At 60.6% G+C, this 16,289-nt stretch carries 18 protein-coding genes; 6 read left to right on the top strand and 12 right to left on the bottom strand.

The window, feature by feature from the left end:
• The 3 genes from GEI7407_RS18550 to GEI7407_RS18560 all read left to right on the top strand — a co-directional run bounded on the left by GEI7407_RS18550 (position 1) and on the right by GEI7407_RS18560 (position 2,375).
• Positions 1 to 396: a hypothetical protein gene (locus GEI7407_RS18550; protein WP_015173754.1), complete on the top strand. Its 396-nt coding sequence runs from the start codon at positions 1 to 3 to the stop codon at positions 394 to 396.
• Between the two features lie 120 nt (positions 397 to 516).
• Positions 517 to 1,908, top strand: a complete 1,392-nt coding sequence (gene asnS, locus GEI7407_RS18555; protein ID WP_015173755.1) for an asparagine--tRNA ligase — start codon at positions 517 to 519, stop codon at positions 1,906 to 1,908.
• 38 nt (positions 1,909 to 1,946) lie between these two features.
• Positions 1,947 to 2,375, top strand: a complete 429-nt coding sequence (locus GEI7407_RS18560) for a DUF1824 family protein (RefSeq protein WP_015173756.1) — start codon at positions 1,947 to 1,949, stop codon at positions 2,373 to 2,375.
• Between the two features lie 111 nt (positions 2,376 to 2,486).
• Here GEI7407_RS18560 and GEI7407_RS18565 read toward each other — a convergent pair whose 3' ends face one another.
• A complete protein-coding gene (locus GEI7407_RS18565) occupies positions 2,487 to 2,831 on the bottom strand; it encodes a hypothetical protein (RefSeq protein ID WP_015173757.1) in 345 nt (114 codons plus the stop codon).
• 651 nt (positions 2,832 to 3,482) lie between these two features.
• Between GEI7407_RS18565 and GEI7407_RS18570 the strand changes: the two genes are divergently transcribed.
• Positions 3,483 to 3,704, top strand: coding sequence for a hypothetical protein (locus GEI7407_RS18570; protein ID WP_015173758.1), 222 nt, complete (start codon positions 3,483 to 3,485; stop codon positions 3,702 to 3,704).
• A gap of 21 nt (positions 3,705 to 3,725) precedes the next feature.
• Here GEI7407_RS18570 and GEI7407_RS18575 read toward each other — a convergent pair whose 3' ends face one another.
• Both GEI7407_RS18575 and GEI7407_RS18580 read right to left on the bottom strand, forming a co-directional pair.
• Positions 3,726 to 4,688 carry a glutathione S-transferase family protein gene (locus GEI7407_RS18575; RefSeq protein ID WP_015173759.1) on the bottom strand — a complete coding sequence of 321 codons (963 nt, stop codon included), beginning with the start codon at positions 4,686 to 4,688 and terminating at the stop codon, positions 3,726 to 3,728.
• 79 nt (positions 4,689 to 4,767) lie between these two features.
• Positions 4,768 to 5,265, bottom strand: a complete 498-nt coding sequence (locus tag GEI7407_RS18580; RefSeq protein WP_041268527.1) for a hypothetical protein — start codon at positions 5,263 to 5,265, stop codon at positions 4,768 to 4,770.
• Positions 5,266 to 5,624: 359 nt separating this feature from the next.
• Between GEI7407_RS18580 and glgA the strand changes: the two genes are divergently transcribed.
• On the top strand, positions 5,625 to 7,037 hold the full coding sequence (gene glgA / locus GEI7407_RS18585; protein ID WP_015173760.1) for a glycogen synthase GlgA: 1,413 nt from the start codon (positions 5,625 to 5,627) through the stop codon (positions 7,035 to 7,037).
• Between the two features lie 150 nt (positions 7,038 to 7,187).
• Positions 7,188 to 7,499 carry a hypothetical protein gene (locus GEI7407_RS18590; RefSeq protein WP_015173761.1) on the top strand — a complete coding sequence of 104 codons (312 nt, stop codon included), beginning with the start codon at positions 7,188 to 7,190 and terminating at the stop codon, positions 7,497 to 7,499.
• On the opposite strand, the gene hpsP is transcribed toward GEI7407_RS18590, so the two are convergent.
• The 9 genes from hpsP to GEI7407_RS18630 all read right to left on the bottom strand — a co-directional run bounded on the left by hpsP (position 7,487) and on the right by GEI7407_RS18630 (position 16,071).
• Positions 7,487 to 8,671, bottom strand: coding sequence for a hormogonium polysaccharide biosynthesis glycosyltransferase HpsP (gene hpsP / locus GEI7407_RS18595; RefSeq protein ID WP_041269252.1), 1,185 nt, complete (start codon positions 8,669 to 8,671; stop codon positions 7,487 to 7,489). The two genes, GEI7407_RS18590 and hpsP, sit on opposite strands and share 13 nt — an antisense overlap.
• A gap of 8 nt (positions 8,672 to 8,679) precedes the next feature.
• Positions 8,680 to 9,849, bottom strand: coding sequence for a hormogonium polysaccharide biosynthesis glycosyltransferase HpsO (gene hpsO, locus GEI7407_RS18600; protein WP_015173763.1), 1,170 nt, complete (start codon positions 9,847 to 9,849; stop codon positions 8,680 to 8,682).
• A 23-nt stretch (positions 9,850 to 9,872) separates the two neighbouring features.
• Positions 9,873 to 10,901, bottom strand: a complete 1,029-nt coding sequence (gene hpsN, locus GEI7407_RS18605; protein ID WP_015173764.1) for a hormogonium polysaccharide biosynthesis glycosyltransferase HpsN — start codon at positions 10,899 to 10,901, stop codon at positions 9,873 to 9,875.
• Positions 10,902 to 10,973: 72 nt separating this feature from the next.
• Positions 10,974 to 12,689, bottom strand: coding sequence for a hormogonium polysaccharide biosynthesis protein HpsL (hpsL, locus tag GEI7407_RS18610; protein ID WP_015173765.1), 1,716 nt, complete (start codon positions 12,687 to 12,689; stop codon positions 10,974 to 10,976).
• Positions 12,649 to 12,792, bottom strand: coding sequence for a hypothetical protein (locus GEI7407_RS21505; RefSeq protein ID WP_190274158.1), 144 nt, complete (start codon positions 12,790 to 12,792; stop codon positions 12,649 to 12,651). The genes hpsL and GEI7407_RS21505 overlap by 41 nt, the downstream gene beginning before the upstream one ends.
• A 161-nt stretch (positions 12,793 to 12,953) precedes the next feature.
• Positions 12,954 to 14,438 (bottom strand): phosphoglucosamine mutase, encoded by a 1,485-nt coding sequence (gene glmM, locus GEI7407_RS18615; RefSeq protein ID WP_015173766.1) that lies wholly within the window; start codon positions 14,436 to 14,438, stop codon positions 12,954 to 12,956.
• 220 nt (positions 14,439 to 14,658) lie between these two features.
• Complete coding sequence (locus GEI7407_RS18620; protein ID WP_015173767.1) at positions 14,659 to 14,958, bottom strand: hypothetical protein; 300 nt, start codon at positions 14,956 to 14,958, stop codon at positions 14,659 to 14,661.
• Positions 14,959 to 14,985: 27 nt separating this feature from the next.
• On the bottom strand, positions 14,986 to 15,585 hold the full coding sequence (locus tag GEI7407_RS18625) for a DUF3177 family protein (RefSeq protein WP_015173768.1): 600 nt from the start codon (positions 15,583 to 15,585) through the stop codon (positions 14,986 to 14,988).
• A 264-nt stretch (positions 15,586 to 15,849) separates the two neighbouring features.
• Positions 15,850 to 16,071, bottom strand: coding sequence for a Calvin cycle protein CP12 (locus GEI7407_RS18630; protein ID WP_041269253.1), 222 nt, complete (start codon positions 16,069 to 16,071; stop codon positions 15,850 to 15,852).
• Positions 16,072 to 16,289 lie beyond the last annotated feature (218 nt).

The following is a 16,289-nucleotide window of genomic DNA, read 5'->3' on the forward strand; positions in this document are numbered from 1 at the left end:
ATGGAGCAGCGCCCGAATCCGGATCAATCTCCTGACGAGTCTCGGTTGCCGGAGGATCTGGCGGAGTCCGAGGAAACCTTTGAGCAGGCGCTGGAGCGTCTGGAGCGAGAGGTCCAGGGACTGCGCGATCGCTACGAGCAGGTCCAGCGCGATCAGGACCGCCAGACCGAGCTTTCCCTAGAGGCGGCAGATATTCGGCGATCGCTCAAGCGCCATCGATCCCGCGAGCTGCAAGCCACTCTCAAAACCATTAACCAAGAGCTGGCCCAGCTCGAAGTCTCCCTCGAAAGCCGCCTGCTGTCGTGGCGCAGCGTGCGCGAGCCCTTTTGGCAGATTGTCCGCTACGGCGGCCTGGGGGTGGTGCTGGGCTGGCTGCTGCGATCGTGCTCGGGCTAGTTCGAGGGGCGATCGCCCTTGGCGTGCAGTGTGCCTAGGGTAACTCGCTAGACTGAAAAACACTGGGATACCCGAAATACCCAGCGTTTCCTTGATTCGTTTTGCAACCCCCATAGCTTTATGACGACGCGACGCATTGCCGACGTTCTGCGAGATGGCCAGCCCGATGACTCCGTCACCCTCCAGGGATGGGTCCGCACCAAGCGCGAGCTAAAAGACTTTGCCTTCATGGAGGTCAACGACGGCTCGGCCATGAAGAGTGTGCAAGTGGTGATGGACCAGAGTCTGCCGGACTACGAAACCCTGGTCAAACGCCTCAACACCGGCGCATCGGTGGAAGTGACGGGGGTCTTGGTGCCGTCCCTGGGCAAAGGGCAGCGCATCGAGGTCAAGGCTGCCAGCGTCACCGTGTATGGGGAAGCGGATCCCGAAACCTATCCCTTGCAGAAAAAGCGCCACTCCTTTGAGTTTTTGCGCACCATCGGCCACCTGCGATCGCGCACCAACACCCTCGGGGCCGTCTTTCGGGTGCGCAACGCCTGCGCCCAGGCCATCCACGAATTTTTTCAGGAGCGAGGGTTCTTGTGGGTCCACACGCCCATGATCACCGCCAGCGACTGCGAGGGGGCGGGCGAAATGTTTACCGTCACCGCCCTGGATCTGGAGAAGCCGCCGCGCAATGACCAAAACGCCATTGATTTCAGTCAAGACTTCTTTGGTCGCCGCGCCTTTTTGACCGTGAGCGGCCAGCTCGAAGCCGAAATCATGGCCATGGCCTTCGGCAATGTCTACACCTTTGGTCCCACCTTCCGGGCCGAAAACTCCAACACCTCCCGTCACCTGGCGGAGTTTTGGATGGTGGAGCCGGAGATGGCCTTCTGCGACCTCGAAGGCGACATGGACTTGGCCGAGGCCTTCCTCAAGCACGTGTTCCGGGTGGTCCTGGAGCGCTGCCCCGAGGACATGGAGTTTTTCAATGAGCGCATTGATAACTCGGTGCTGGAGACGGCGGACAAGATTATCAACAGTGAGTTTGGCCGATTGACCTATACCGAGGCGATCGCCATTTTGGAGAAGACCGATCGGCAGTTTGAGTATCCGGTTCACTGGGGCCTCGATTTGCAGTCGGAGCACGAGCGCTATCTGGCCGAAGAGTATTTCAAAAAGCCCATTATCGTGACGGACTACCCCACCGAGATCAAGGCGTTTTACATGCGCCTGAGTGACGACGGCAAAACCGTGCGGGCCATGGATGTGCTGGCGCCCAAGGTGGGAGAAATCATTGGTGGGTCCCAGCGAGAAGAGCGCCTAGACGTGCTGGAGCAGCGCATTCAGGCCCAGGGCTTGAATTTGGATGATTATTGGTGGTACCGCGACCTGCGCCGCTACGGCACGGTGCCCCACGCGGGCTTTGGCCTCGGCTTTGAGCGCTTGGTACAGTTCATGACCGGTATGACCAATATTCGCGACGTGATCCCCTTCCCGCGATCGCCCCTGAGCGCTGAGTTTTAGCGGCGATCGCCCTGTTGTTTCAAAAAGTGTTGTCTGTCATGTCTGCTTTTCCCAGCTCCGCCGACTTGTCCCTGGCCGAGGCGATCGCCCTCCTGCGGACCTTCAACTGCACTGCCGGCAAGGTCCTCACCGCCCCCACCGAGAAGGCCCAGGTCCGTCAGGCCCTCTTGCAAGTGGGCCAGCACTCGGACTACCAGATCTTTGGGATCTGCGCCGAGACCGAGGCCGAAGGCCACCGGGCGCTGTACAGCTACGCCCAGGCCCTCGGCTACGCGGCCCCGACGCCCACCGGCGGCCCAGCGGCCCCCCTCTACCTCAAGTTCAACCCCAAGACCGGTCTCTGCTACCAAGAGGGCTACAGCGGCCATCATCGGGGCGTGCTGGTCTCCTGTCAGTCAGCCGAAGAAACGGACGTGAACGAAATGTTCGGGCACCTGCCCCTCGATTTGTTTGCCGACAATTTGTAGGCCAGCTCTGCGCCCCGAAGGGGCTTGAGCGCCGCTCAAGTTGAGTGGTTTATGCACAAAACAAAAGCACCCCAGTTTTGGGGTGCTTTTCTCGTGAGAGGGTAGCCAAATCTAGAGGTGGACTTCGCAGGGATCTTCTTCTTCCTGGAGGCCAACGGCGATCGCCCCGGCCAAAAAGGCAAACACCAAGGGCATGGGCGACTGCGAAAAATAGCTCAGGGGAATCGCAGCCAAAGCGACGAAAATGGCCAGCGCATTGAGGCGGCGCGCCAGCGGGCTCAGCTCTCGGGGCCGCAGGTCAGCAGAAGACTGAATGGGGACAGGCAGCGGCATCACCGCGTGGGGCGGAAACGCCCAGTAGCGATAGTGCTCAAAAAAGATATCTGTCCAGCCATTGGTCTGGCACCACTGTTCGATGAGGTCGTAGGCGATTTTGCAAGGATAACGATTTGCCATAGGAGGGGCTGAACGAGACGGCGTAAGACAGGACGACTAAGTTTTCAAAGGTTCACAAAAGCGATCGCAAAAGCTCAGATTCGATATTGATTTGAGCTTAACAAGAAGCCGCGATCGTCAACTTGAGCATCAATAATTTGTAACCTTTATACGGCCTTAAGATTTCTAGCTCAATGGGCAAGAATACTCATTTGGTGTTGACATGGACGAAACATCGGTTTTGATCAAGATAGCTTATGCAGAATAGACACCATGTTTTTACCTTTTTGTCATGGCTGCAAAATCAGGTAAATCCCTGAAGATTGACGATAAAGCATCAAGAATAAATTTAAAACTAATTTTCAGGTTTATTTAATTTAAAAAATCTAAACTGAAAAGCTACAAAAAATAGATGATTCTTTAGTGTAAAAACTCCTCGCAAAAGAGTCACGATCCTCAAGGAAGATTTGCGAGGAAAATATGATCAATTAAGAAATTCTTTCGAAGGTCAACCGCAGCGAGAAATCTGTCATTTTCAAGAGCGCGTCTCTGCCGAGATTCGGAGGATCGAAAGCGCCATAGGTCTCCTGGTAGAGACAGGGCAGCACCCGAGAGACTGGGTAGATCTGCCCCAAGAATGTTAAATTCGGGGCGATCTTTGAGAGTTGCGCTGTGGTGAATTTTTCTGCTGAAGCGGCGATCGCCCGTTTACTACATCCGGAGCCCGCGACGATCGCGACCCTGGCGATCGCCCACTGTGCGATCGGCCTCGTCGCCGCCGCCGTTGCCCACCGCAAAGGCCGCAGCCTGCCTCAGTGGCTCGCCATCGGCCTGATCGGCGGCACTCCGAGCTTGGTTGCGGCCCTGCTGCTGCGGCCCCAGGACAGCGTCTAGGCAACCGGCGCGGCGCCCTCGCTAAAAGCGATCGCGATCGTGGGGGCTGTCCCAATCCAAAATGGGGCCTTTGGGCACGATCTGGGTCGGGTTCACCTTGGGGTGGCTGCGGTAGTAGTGGCGCTTGATGTGATCGAGGTTGCAGGTTTCGCCAATGGCGGGCCGCTGGTAGAGATCCTTGAGGTAGTTGCCCAGGTTGGGATAGTCGGCGATCCGGCGCAGATTGCACTTGAAATGGCCGTGGTACACCGGGTCGAAGCGCACCAGCGTGGTGAACAGGCACAGGTCCGCCTCGGTGAGGACGTCGCCGCACAGGTAGCGCTGGTTTTGCAGGACGGCGTCCCAGTGGTCGAGGGCGTCAAACAGCTCCGTGACGGCCTCTTCGTAGGCGGCCTGCTGGGTGGCGAAGCCAGCCCGATAGACGCCGTTGTTGATCGGCTGATAGATGGCGTCGATGGTTTGGTCGATGACAGCTTCTAGCTCGGGCGGACAAAGGTCGATGGCGTGACGGGCGATCGCCCCAAATTCACGATCGAGCATCCGAATGATTTCCCGCGATTCGTTGTTGACGATGGTGCCGGTTTGCTTGTCCCAGAGGATGGGCACGGTCACCCGCCCCGTGAACTGCGGATCGGCCTTGAGGTAGACCTCTCGCAGGTACTGGCTCCCGTTCACGGTGTCAGGGATGCAGCCCGGCCCCTCCGAGAAGACCCAGCCTTCGTCTAGCATCTCGGGATCGACCACCGAGAGGGAAATCGCGTCTTCGAGGCCCTTGATCTGGCGCATCAACAAGGTGCGGTGAGCCCAGGGGCAGGCGAGGGAAATGTAGAGGTGGTAGCGATCGCCCTCGGCCGGGAAGCCGCTGGATCCATCGGCGGTGATGCGCTGCCGAAAGGTGGTCGAAGGCCGCAAAAATCGGCCCTGCGGGTCTTCCTGCTCGCGCTCCTTGACCCAGCGACCGTCAACTAACATGCCCAAACCCATGCGCTCCTCTCTCCTGTGGTGGGGTACCCCTTCAGGGTGACGGAGATTGAGGGCGATCGCCAGTTCCCTCAGCCAGAGATTAGGCCGGAGGCTCTGAGGGTTTGGGGTCTGCGTTCGGCGGCACGAGGGGATCGTCGATCACTTCTTCGACGCGATCTTCGGCATTCAGCAGGCGATCGCGGGCTGCATCGGCGCGGGCCTGGGCTTCGTCAGCACGGGCCTGGGCTTCGTTGGCTTGCTCCTGCAGCTGATCGGCCACCGACTGCCTGGAAGGGGCCAGCTCTTGACTGGCAACCTGCTGCACGGCGTCGGCCTTTTGCTGCACTTCGTCGGCCTGAATCTGGGCGCGATCGGCCCGGGCCTGGGCAGTCCCGGCCCGCAGATAAGCCAGGGTTGCCCGCAGCCGAAAGGCATCGGCTTTGAGGCTATCCATACTTTCTTCGGTCGAGAGCGATCGCGCTTTGAGCTTCTCCACCTCGGTTCGCAGCGCGGTGACTTCGTCCTTGAGGCGCTCATCTTCAACAATCAGAGCGCCGATCTCAGCCACGATAGAGTCCAACCAGTCCTCAGAGTCCACAGCTTCTCGCCATCCTCAGCGTCGTTCAGCGTGATTGGGGAAAATTCAGAAACGATCTGTACCCCCATCTAGGATATCGAGTCGCTGACGGGCTCGTCTTGGGGTGGCTGCGATCGCCAAATTGTCGGTCGTTCTGCAAAATACGCCAAGGCAACTCGGTATGATCGCCATAGCCTATCTAGGCAGTGCCTGTGATCCCGAGGGCGATCGCCAAATTTGGGAGAGTGCGCCATGGCTTTCCCGCTTTTGCCCGCCGCTCCTGACGCAGGCCAGCAACTCAGACTGTCGCTCAACCCGCCCATCAGGGCTCCAGCACCGTCCAAACTTCATAACACTCGCAGGGAAGACAGCTAATTAACATGCGGATCTTATTCGTTGCAGCCGAAGCCGCCCCGATCGCGAAAGTCGGCGGCATGGGAGATGTCGTCGGCGCGCTTCCGAAAGTGCTGCGCAGCCTGGGCCATGATGTTCGAGTGTTCATTCCGTACTACGGCTTCTTGTCCGACAAAATCGACATTCCTGAAGAGCCGGTATGGTGGGGCTACGCCATGTTCCAGGACTTTGCCGTTTACGAAACGGTGTTGCCCGGCAGCGACGTTCCGCTCTACCTGTTTGGTCACCCTGCCTTCGATCCCCGGCGCATCTACGGCGGCACCGACGAAGACTGGCGCTTCACCTTCTTTGCTAACGGGGCGGCTGAGTTTGCCTGGAACTATTGGAAGCCCGACATCATACACTGCCACGACTGGCACACCGGCATGATCCCGGTGTGGATGCACCAGACGCCCGACATTGCCACCATTTTCACCATTCACAACCTGGCCTACCAGGGGCCGTGGCGCTGGAAGCTCGAGCAGATGACCTGGTGTCCGTGGTACATGCAGGGCCACAACACCATGGCGGCGGCGGTGCAGTACGCGGACTTGGTGAATACGGTCTCTCCCACCTACGCGGAGCAGATCAAGACAGCGGCCTATGGGGAGGAGCTTGAGGGACTGCTGTCCTTCATCAGCGGCAAGCTGAGCGGCATTCTCAACGGCATCGACACCCACGTGTACGATCCGGCCAACGATCCCCACCTGCGGCAGACCTTCACGGCGGACACCCTCGAAAAGCGAGTCGCCAACAAGATCGCCCTCCAGGAAGAGATGGGCCTGGAGGTCAACTCCAAGACGTTCCTGGTGGGCATTGTGACGCGTCTGGTGGAGCAGAAGGGCATTGACCTGGTGCTCCAGGTGCTCGATCGCTTCATGGCCTACAACGACGCGCAGTTCGTGCTGCTGGGAACGGGCGATCGCTACTACGAAACCCAGATGTGGCAGCTAGCGTCCCGCTATCCGGGGCGCATGGCCTCCTATCTGCTCTACAACGATGTTTTGGCGCGGCGAATCTACGCGGGATCAGATGCTTTCTTGATGCCGTCTCGCTTTGAGCCTTGCGGCATTAGCCAAATGATGGCGCTGCGCTACGGCTGCGTGCCCATTGTGCGGCGGACCGGCGGCCTGGTGGACACGGTGTTCCACAATAACCCCACCCAGCAGGCAGGCAACGGCTACTGCTTCGATCGCTATGAGCCGCTGGATCTGTTTAGCTGCATGGTGCGAGCCAGCGAGGCCTTCCGGTTCAAGGATGAGTGGCAGAGGCTCCAGCAGCGCGGCATGCGGATGGACTTTAGCTGGGACAAGTCGGCCCAGGAGTATCTCAAGCTCTACCGCCAAGTGAAGGGGCTGCCTGCTGAGGAGACGCCGGATCTGGCAGCGACCCCTAGCTAGCCTGGGTAAAGCTAGTCGATCAGGGTCGGGGGCTCGATCAGTGCCACTGGGTAGAGACTTGCACCGGGGGAAGTGAGTACCCTAGAAGGCAGGGGCGGGACGGCGATCGCGCCCCTATTGACCCGTCGCGATGGTTCTAAAAACTTGGATATGAGGTCCTTCCAAGGTTGGTGGCGCAGCTTTAGCATGGCGGTCCAGCAAAATCCGCCCCACTGCGTCGAGCTGATTATGCTGGTGATGGCCATGGTGCTGTTGTCCCTGGCGCTGCTGGGACTGGTGCGAGAGTGGCCCTATTTTGTCTTGAGCTTTAGCTTTGCCATGGGGGCGGCGGTGTCGTGCCTGGTGCGAGAGGCGATCGCCCCGTCTCCGAATGCCTCGGTGGCCCAGGTATCAGCGACGGTGCTGCTGCTGCTGAGCTGCTATGGGTTTGTGGACTGGTTTCACCACGCTCAGCCCTTCTGAAGCAGGGTGCGGTAGGCGTCGAGAGTTTGGCGGGCGATCGCGCTCCAGCTATAGATTTTTTGGGCGTAGAGTTGCCCCTGGCGGCCCCGCTCAGCCCGGTTGGCGGCGGGATCTAGGGCGCTTTTGAGGTTCGCGATCAGATCTGGCACCGTGCAGGGGGTGATCCAGCCCGCTCCGGCCTGCTGGACGGCGGGCCAGATGTGCACCTGGTCAGAAATCACCACCGGAATTCCCATGGCCATGGCCTCGGCGACGGCAATGCCGAAGTTTTCGTAGTAGGACGGCAGCACAAAAAGATCGGCAGCCCGCAAAAGGCCCAGCTTGTCGGGGCCGGTGACAAAGCCGGTGAGGGTCGTGTGGGGGGCGATCGCCGACTGCTGGATCTGCGCGCGAATCTGGGCTTCGTAGGCGGGGTCTTGGGGATTGGAGCCAGCCACCACCCAGTGAAAAGGCAGCCCCTCGGCGGCGATCGCCTCTAGGGCCGGAATCAGCAGCTCTAGGCCTTTCTTGGGGTCAAGGCGGGACATAAACAGGACCAACGGGCGATCGCTCGGCAGGCCATACTTTGCCCGCATCGCCTCCGGGCTGGGCGCGGTCTCCGGATCCGGCAAGCTCACCCCCAACGGGATCACCCAGTCGCGCGTTTGCGCCCCAAAGCGCTCGGAGATCTTGGCCTCCTGGTCGCTCGTGAAGTGCACCGCTGCGGCCCCGGCCAAGTTGGGCCGCTCCAGCAGGCGACCGTAGATCTGCTTGAGCCAGCGTTTTTTGCGCAGGTCAGCGGGGTCGAGGGTGCCCAGGGGCCGCAGCAGGTAGGGCAGCCGCCGCGATCGCGCCACCGTGGCCGCAGCGGTGCTGATGGGCGAAAACAGGGCGTGAATGTGGGCAATGTCAAAGTCCTGGGCGTGGGCGGCCAGCCAGGTCAGCAAATCCAGCGAAAACTTGTAGCGGCGAAAGGGAGCACAGCGGAAATAGCGCACGTGGTAGCCCGCCTCGGGAATGGGCTGATTGAGGGGCACATCCAAAGGGGCTTGGCCGCGATCGCCGTTGGCGTTGGTCGTGAGGATGGTCACCTCCGCCCCCGCAGCGGCCTGGGCGGCGGCCAGTCCCCGCACCATCTGGCTGGGGCCGCCGTAGACCAGGGAGATCGACGGCACGATGTGGACGATGCGCAGCGGCGAAGTCATGGGGCCAGCTCCTGATAAAAGGCCAGCAGCTCTTGGGCCAGAGCGCGGTTGGTGTAGTGCGTCAGGCAGCGCTGATAGCCTTGCTGGCCGAGGGATTGGGCGTACTCCCGGCTGTCCATCAGCTTGGCGAGGCACTGGCCCAGGGCCGCCCCGTCTCCCTCCGGGAAAGTCAGGCCGCGATCGCCGATCACGTGGGGAATTTCTCCCGAATCGGAGCCAATGACCGGCACCTGGCAGGCCATCGCCTCGATCAGCACGTGGCCAAACTGCTCCTTCCAGCCCGCCGCCGTGAGGGTCTTGAACTGGTAGGTGGTCTCCGAGGGCAGGACCAGGGTGCTCATCAGGTTGATGTAGCGGGGAACGTCGTCGTGGGGCACGCTCTCGATCCAGCGAATGCGATCGCCGATGCCCGCCGCCTCGGCGCTGGCCGCCAAGGTTTCTTTGAGGGGGCCGCGACCCAGGAGCAGCAGCTTCCACGGGCGATCGCCCAGGCCAGCCAGCGCCTGGATCAGCGTCCCCAGACCCTTTTCGGGGACAAAGCGCCCCACGTAGCCCACCACAAACTCGCCTGGGTCGATGCCCAGGCTGGCCGCCAGCTCCGGCTGGGGCTGGGGCCGAAAGAGCTGCTCATCGACGCCCAATTGGGGCATGACCCGCATCGGCCCCTGGTAGCCGCGATCGCGCAAAATGTCCGCCCCGTCCTGGTTGCCCACCACCACGCCATCGGTGTGGCCCAGGTTGTAGCGCTCCAGCAGCGACACCGGAAACTTCAGGTCGTAGGGCAGGTTCCACCAGGTGAAAAACAGGTTTTTGGCCTTCAGGCCCAGCAAGCGGTTGAGGGTGATGAACTGGCTGTAGGCGATCGCCTTAGACCCCTGCTCCACCTGAATAATGTCTGGCCGAAACTCTCGCAGCAGCGTCACCAGATCCCAGCCAAAGCACAGCAGCCCCTGATTGTTCTCGCTGAAGTTTGCCACTGGCACCACCCGAAAGTTGCCCTCCTGGCGGGCCACCGGCTCGATGATTTTGTTCTGGACGCCGCCCGGCCGCCAGCGCCGCGGAACCACGATGGTCACCTCGTTGCGCGGGTCCAGGGCCGCCAGCGATCGCAGCTTTTCGCAGTTCAGGTCAACGATGTAGGTGTGGCTGGCAACAAGAATCCGCATGGACAAACACCAAGATCAAAGGGCTACACAGAAGCGGTGGGGCTAGAGCGATCAGCGGGATCAGTCGGCTGCATCTCCCGCAGCGCGTCCCGCCGCGAATAGAGCTGGCCATCGTCCCACAGCGATCGCACCGCCGTTTTCAGCGCGCTCAAGAAACCCAGCCCATAAAAGCAGCCCCGCGTCAGGATCTTGATCGGGGAGCCGCTCTTGTGGCAGGGCGGGCGGCCCAGCACGTGGCAGTCAAACAACCGCCCAAACAGCCGCAGCGCCTGGAGAGCCGTGAGATTTTTGAGGCCGAGCCAAAAATGGTTGTGATAGAAGGTGATCTGGTACTGGAGCGATCGCGTGCTGATGTCGTGGCAGCCCCCCGTCTCCTCCCCCAGGTGCACCAAGTGGGCCTCCGGGTCGTACCAGACGATGTAGCCCGTCCCGCGAATGTGCAGGCAAAAATCCGACTCCTCCCGCACCGCGCTCCCCCGAAAGCGCTCGTCAAAGCGCAGGCCGTGGCGCTCTAGCAGCTCCCGCCGAAAGGACATATTGCAGCCCCGGGCCGTCAGCACCTGCTGGGCTTTGACCGTGTGCACCAGGTCAATGTAATACCAGGCGATCCCGGGATCCATGGCCTGGGGCGGCAGATCCTCGATGGTCAGGCCGGGCTGGGCATCCGCCAGCTTCATGCGGTCAAACACCCGTCCCGCCACCGCCCCCACCTCCGGGCGATCGCGGTAGTTGCGGGCGTGGGCCTCCAGGAACCCCGCTGGCAGCAGCACATCATCATCGAGAAACAGCAGCACATCTCCGGTGGCCCGCCGGATCGCGTAGTTGCGCGCCCCCGGCAGGCTCGCCCACGGCAGCCGATGCCACTGGATCAAGCCATCATTGGCCAGCTCCGTCAGGTAGGCCATCGTCTCCGGCTGATGGTGGGCCGTCTGGTCCACCACGATCACCTCGAAGCTGGGGTAGTCCTGGGCCAGGATGTCCCGCAGAGAGTCGCACAGGGGCTCCTCGCGGCCATAGGTGGGGACAACAACGGAGATTTTGGGCCAAATCACGGTGTGGGGCTCCTTCAGGGTTGGTTCGCTATGGATTTGCTTCGCAGGATCTCAATTGCTTTTACGCGGCTTTTACGCGGCTTTTACGCGGCGCGATCGCCGTTTGGGGGGCGGCAGGTCCGTTTCAGAGGCGATCGCATTCAGCGCCTCCTGGCGATCGAGCTCCGGCAGCTTCAAGATCGCCCCCGCCATCAGCCAGTAGTAGACCGCCACCGGATCCACGTCCAGCGGATAGTAGTAGGTGTTGTAGCTGATAAACAGCAAAAACACCCACAGACAGCCCCCATAGCTGCGGAAGTTCTTGTCCTTCACCGAGCGATAGGCCTTGAAGGTCACCACCAGGAGCGTCGTCACCAGCGCCAAAAACGCAAACACCCCCAGCGGCCCAATTTCGTGCAGCATCTTGGGATAGTAGGTCTCCAGCAAAATCGTCTTGCCGAAGGTGCGCGCCGAATTGGTCGCCCGCCCCAGACCATTCCCTAGAATGCCCTCCTGCATCCGGTAAACATCAATAAATTGCCAGTAAATAAAATTGTAGGGAGGCGACGCGTTCCAGCGGCTCACGAAGCTGTCGATCCGTTCTTGGACGATCGCCGGATTCTGGGCGGCAGCCACCCCCAAAATGCCCCCCAAACCCACCCCGATGGGAATAAACCGCTTCAGGTTCGTCACCTGCCCCGTCAAGATCGCCAGCACGCCGAAAATAATCGGCACCAGCACCAGGGCGATCCGCTGACCGGAGATCACCGCCGCCACCGACACCGAAGCCATCGACACTAGACCCACCGTGCGCCAGCCAAACTTGGGGTCGCTGAAGGCGGTGCCGAAGGTGAAGAAAGCGCTGGAAATCAGAAACCAGCCCCACTGCCAAGGCGCCACAAAGGTGCCCGGCAGCCGGATCTGGTTTTGCTCCGGGGTGTAGAGCAGCGACCCGCCCACCAGACATCGCGCCTCCAGAGACGCCTTGAACAGCTCCGAGCCGGTGCCCACGGTGCCCTTGCAGCGACCCGTTTTCAGGAAGATGTACTGCATCAGGCACAGGGCGCAGCAGATGATCACCAAGATGGCAATGGAGCGCATCAGAAATAGAAACTCTTTTTTGGTGCGCAGCAAGTAGAACGTGCAGGTGATCAGGGGAACGTAGCCAATCAGGACCTTCAGGCCCAAGATCCCCAGCAAAATCGGCTTTTCGGGCTTGCCTTCGTCAGTGAAGATAGCGCCGCTGGCGGCTTCCATGGCCTGGGAGCCATTCACAAACATCAGCGTCATCAGCGACAGAGCAAAGAGGATGCTCAAAGGCGCGATGATCTGCTTGGGAATCAGGATGGGCAGGCGATCGCGCCGACAGGTTTGGACGATGCCAATCAGCGCCGGAATGTAGAAAGCGTCTTTGGCGAGCTGCAGCAGGGCGTTGCCGCCGAGGGCGTAGACGACGGTGCCGCTGAAGGGCATGTAAATCAAAAATGCCCACAGGGCCTGCCGCGGATACTTGAAGGATAAAGAGAGAACCAGCAGGGCCAAAGTGACGCCAATGCCGATTTTGGGGTCGCCCTGGAGGGCGCCGAGGCCGATACCGACGGTGCAGGAACCGAGGGCCGCAAAGATCGTGAAGTTGATCAGCTTTTTGCGCTCGAGGGCCGCCCGGCGCTTGATAATGCTTTGCTCTTTTTTGCTGAGGACGGGCTCGTCGGGGGCCGGGGTCGCGTTTTTGGAGCGGCCTTTGCGCCCCTTGGTGGCTTTGGCGCTTTTAGAGCCGCTGGTTTTGGCTTTGGCTTTGGGTTTGGGCATGGCGCATCTCGATGGGCGATCGCCCTTGAGGTTTGGGCGGGGCGTCGCGGGGGCTACAACCGGTGAGGCGAGACTCAAGGCCAGAGTTCCCCCATTGTGCCACCGGCTTTCAGGGCTCGGTGAAGTTGATGCGGGACTTCACCGAGCCTTAATAGGACTAAAAGAGAGCCTAAAGCCCCGATGAAAAGGCCCCCCGAGGGCGCGATCGCGCTCCAGCGGGAGGCCCATAGCTCAAACTCTCACCGAAATCGAAAACGCAAACGCCTAGTCAGCCAGGTGCTGGGAGACCGTCTGGACCAGAGTTTCGGTCCAGTGAGCGGTCATCTCAGCGCTGACGGCCTCGACCATCACCCGGATCACCGGTTCGGTGCCCGAGGCGCGCACGAGGATGCGGCCCTGATCGCCCATGGCGGCCTCGGCGGCCTCAATGGCCTGCTGCACCGGAGCGCAGTCTTGCCAGTTCAGGCGGCGATCGCGGTCTTCTACCCGCACATTGCGCAGCAGCTGGGGATAGGTCTGGAAGCTATTGGCCACCAGCTCCGCCAGCGACAGCCCCGACTGACGCACCAAGAGCGCCACGTGCAGGGCCGTCATCAGGCCATCGCCGCTGATGCCGTAGTGGCGGCAAATGATGTGACCCGACTGCTCCCCGCCCAAAACGGCATTGTGGCGCATCATCTCGGCGTGAACGTACTGATCGCCCACGGACGCCCGCACAAACTTGCCGCCGTGGCCGGTCCAGGCGCGCTCGAAGCCCAGATTGGACATCACGGTGGCCACGAGGACGTCGCCGTGGAGCTGCTGGTTGGCCCGCAGGCGCTGACCCCACAGATAGAGAATGTAGTCCCCGTCGACCGGCTGCCCGGCGGAGTCCACGGCCAAAACGCGATCGGCGTCGCCGTCAAAGGCAAAGCCCACATCTGCCCGGTGCTCCAGCACGGCGGCCTGGAGGCTGGCCAGGTGGGTGGAGCCGCAGTGGACATTGATGCGATCGCCGTCTGGCTGGGCGTGGAGGCAAATCACTTCCGCTCCCATGGCCTTAAACACCTCGGGCGCCAAATTGGCCGCTGCGCCCCAGGCCAGATCCAGCACCACGCGCAGGCCGCTCAGGCCCCCTGCGGCGGCCAGCGGCGTCTGGAGGAATTCGGCATAGCGCTGCACCAGCTCCGGTCGGTAGTGCTGCTGGCCCCAGACTGTCTGGGTGGGCAGCAGGACCTCCAGGTTGCCCCGGACCGCCGCCTCGATTTCCTGCTGGAGGATCTGCGAGAGCTTGGTGCCCTCCCCGCCAAAAAACTTGATGCCGTTGTCCTCGGGCGGATTGTGGCTAGCGGAAATCATGACGCCGCCGGTCGCCTGGGAAATGCTGGCTAGGTAAGCCACGGCTGGGGTCGGACACAGGCCCAGATCCCACACCTCGAGGCCAGCGGCCGTCAGGCCCGCCGAGAGGGCCATTGCCAGCATGCTGCTGGAGTTGCGGGAATCTTGGCCGACGATGACCGGGCCAGGATTACTCGTTTGCGATCGCAGCACTTGACCGGCGCACAGCCCCACATGAAGCGCGAGGGGAGCTGTTAGCAAGTCGCCAGCCTTGCCCCGAATACCATCGGTGCCAAACAGCGGCGATCGCGGCAGATTTGGGAGCGGTCCCCAGCCCGCGTGGGTATGGAGGCGCTTGGCGGGCTCGGGCGATCGCCCCAATAAAGCTTCAGCAGCGCCCGCGCTCTGGGGGCGCGTAGACGATGAAACCATAAACTTTTCCACTCCACACACTCACATTCACTGTGGAGAATATCACCTTTCTCCAGTTCCCTCTTCCGTCGAATGGCGCCTTCGTCCAGTCCAAAAACTGGCGATCGCCCTTCCACTCAGGAACTGCTTCTAATAGGCAGCCCGCCCCTCGCCCAATCCGGACAAATCCTAGACGCTCATCCCCAACTTTTCACCAACTTTTGGCCGCTGCCCAGCGTCGCTAGACTCCCACTTCGTCCAGCAGCGCCGCCATCTCAGGCCACGACAGTCCCTGGGCGATGTACCGCGGCTGCTGGGGATCGTAGGGACCCTCCACCCGATCAATCTGGACAATCACTGCCTCGTCCGGCAGCACCGGCACATCGGGATCAAAGGCCGTCGGACGCACCAGCGAACTGGAAAACCCCCGAAAAATCATCACCTGGTCGCTCTCGCCCTCGACCTGCGCAGCCACCACCAGCACTTCCTGGGGGCGCTTGATCGTGTATTGCTCGAGGCGGCGATTGATAGAAGCGCTCATACTCGCGGCTCCAGAAACGGGCGATCGCTACTGCTCCGTTGCCGATCGCCCCTGGCGCGACAGCCGGAAAAACACAAAATAGCCCAGGTACAGCACATAAATCACCAGGCCCATAATGCCCAGAAAGCCCAAAAAGCCTGGCTTCGTATTCGCGTGGAAAAACGCCCGGAATCCCCAGGGCGCATCCAGCCACACCCGGCAAAACGGATCCGCCAAAATGGTGGCCTGAGGACTCACCGCGCACTTGAGCGAAGGAATCGCCAGCAGCAGCCCCAGCCCGTTGTACACCGTTATCGCCCAGCGCCACGACAAGAACGAGAGCTTGAAGGAATTCATGGGCTGATCGTCGATCTCCTCATTGAGATCCACCCAGAACCAGAGAGACAGCGGGATCAGCACCCGCGCGGCCACCCCGGTCAGATACCCAATGGGAAACGCCCCGATCAGCAGGTACACCGTAATGCCCAGTAAACTCGCCACCCGCCAATAGATGATGAGCACCCGCAGAATGGCCTCCGAGTTTTTCACAAAGGCCCAGATTAGCCCGATCAGCGGCAAGATCACCGTCAAGAGCACAGCAAGTCTGTAATCGGTCCAAACCAGCGATCGAAAAAGCTCAAATTCCATAGCGGTCAATAGCAGCAGTGACTGAAAGTCAATGGGCGTGAAACGGCGCGATCGCCTTCCTGAGCGTCCCAGAAAATCCTGAAAAATCTCTAGGAGAAACGCTTCGCAGGCGCAGTGCCCCGAACGTCGTACCTATCATCTCAGGATTTGCCAAATTTGCGCCAAAAAAAGAAGCAACACTATCGCCTCAATGGGAAGGGTTGCTTCTGGGCAAAGCAGCCGTTATCGACTGCGATTTTGGGTCGTTGAGAAAAATCGGAAAAACTAGTCGTCGTAAACGCGGCACTCTGCGGCTTCCGGGTTAGCGTCGCAGTACTGCTCTAGAGAGTTCTTAGGCTTGACATCGCGCTGGTGAGCCGCCTCAGCCTGAAGTTCTTCAACCGCGTCCCAAGCTGCAGCGCACTCTTCGGAGTTCGCACCGCTAGAATCGCAAGCCATCCGGGCTTGCTCGCGCTCTTTTTGAATCTGATCGTGAATATCACTCATGGGTCTTAACCGTGTTTGCCACTGATTCACACTAAATCTGCGGAAGATCAGGCGGTTTGCGCCAGCCCACCACAGGATAGCTATCCTATGGTCTTCCTCCATTAGTACACAGAGCTGAATGTCCCCTAGGGGTTGGTTCCTATTTCTTAAGATTGAGTGCTTAAGACGTCAGAAGACTTCAGACTTTCGTCAGCGTTCAGCTCAACATCCGCTATGCG

Source organism: Geitlerinema sp. PCC 7407 (assembly GCF_000317045.1).
GTDB lineage: Bacteria > Cyanobacteriota > Cyanobacteriia > PCC-7407 > PCC-7407 > PCC-7407.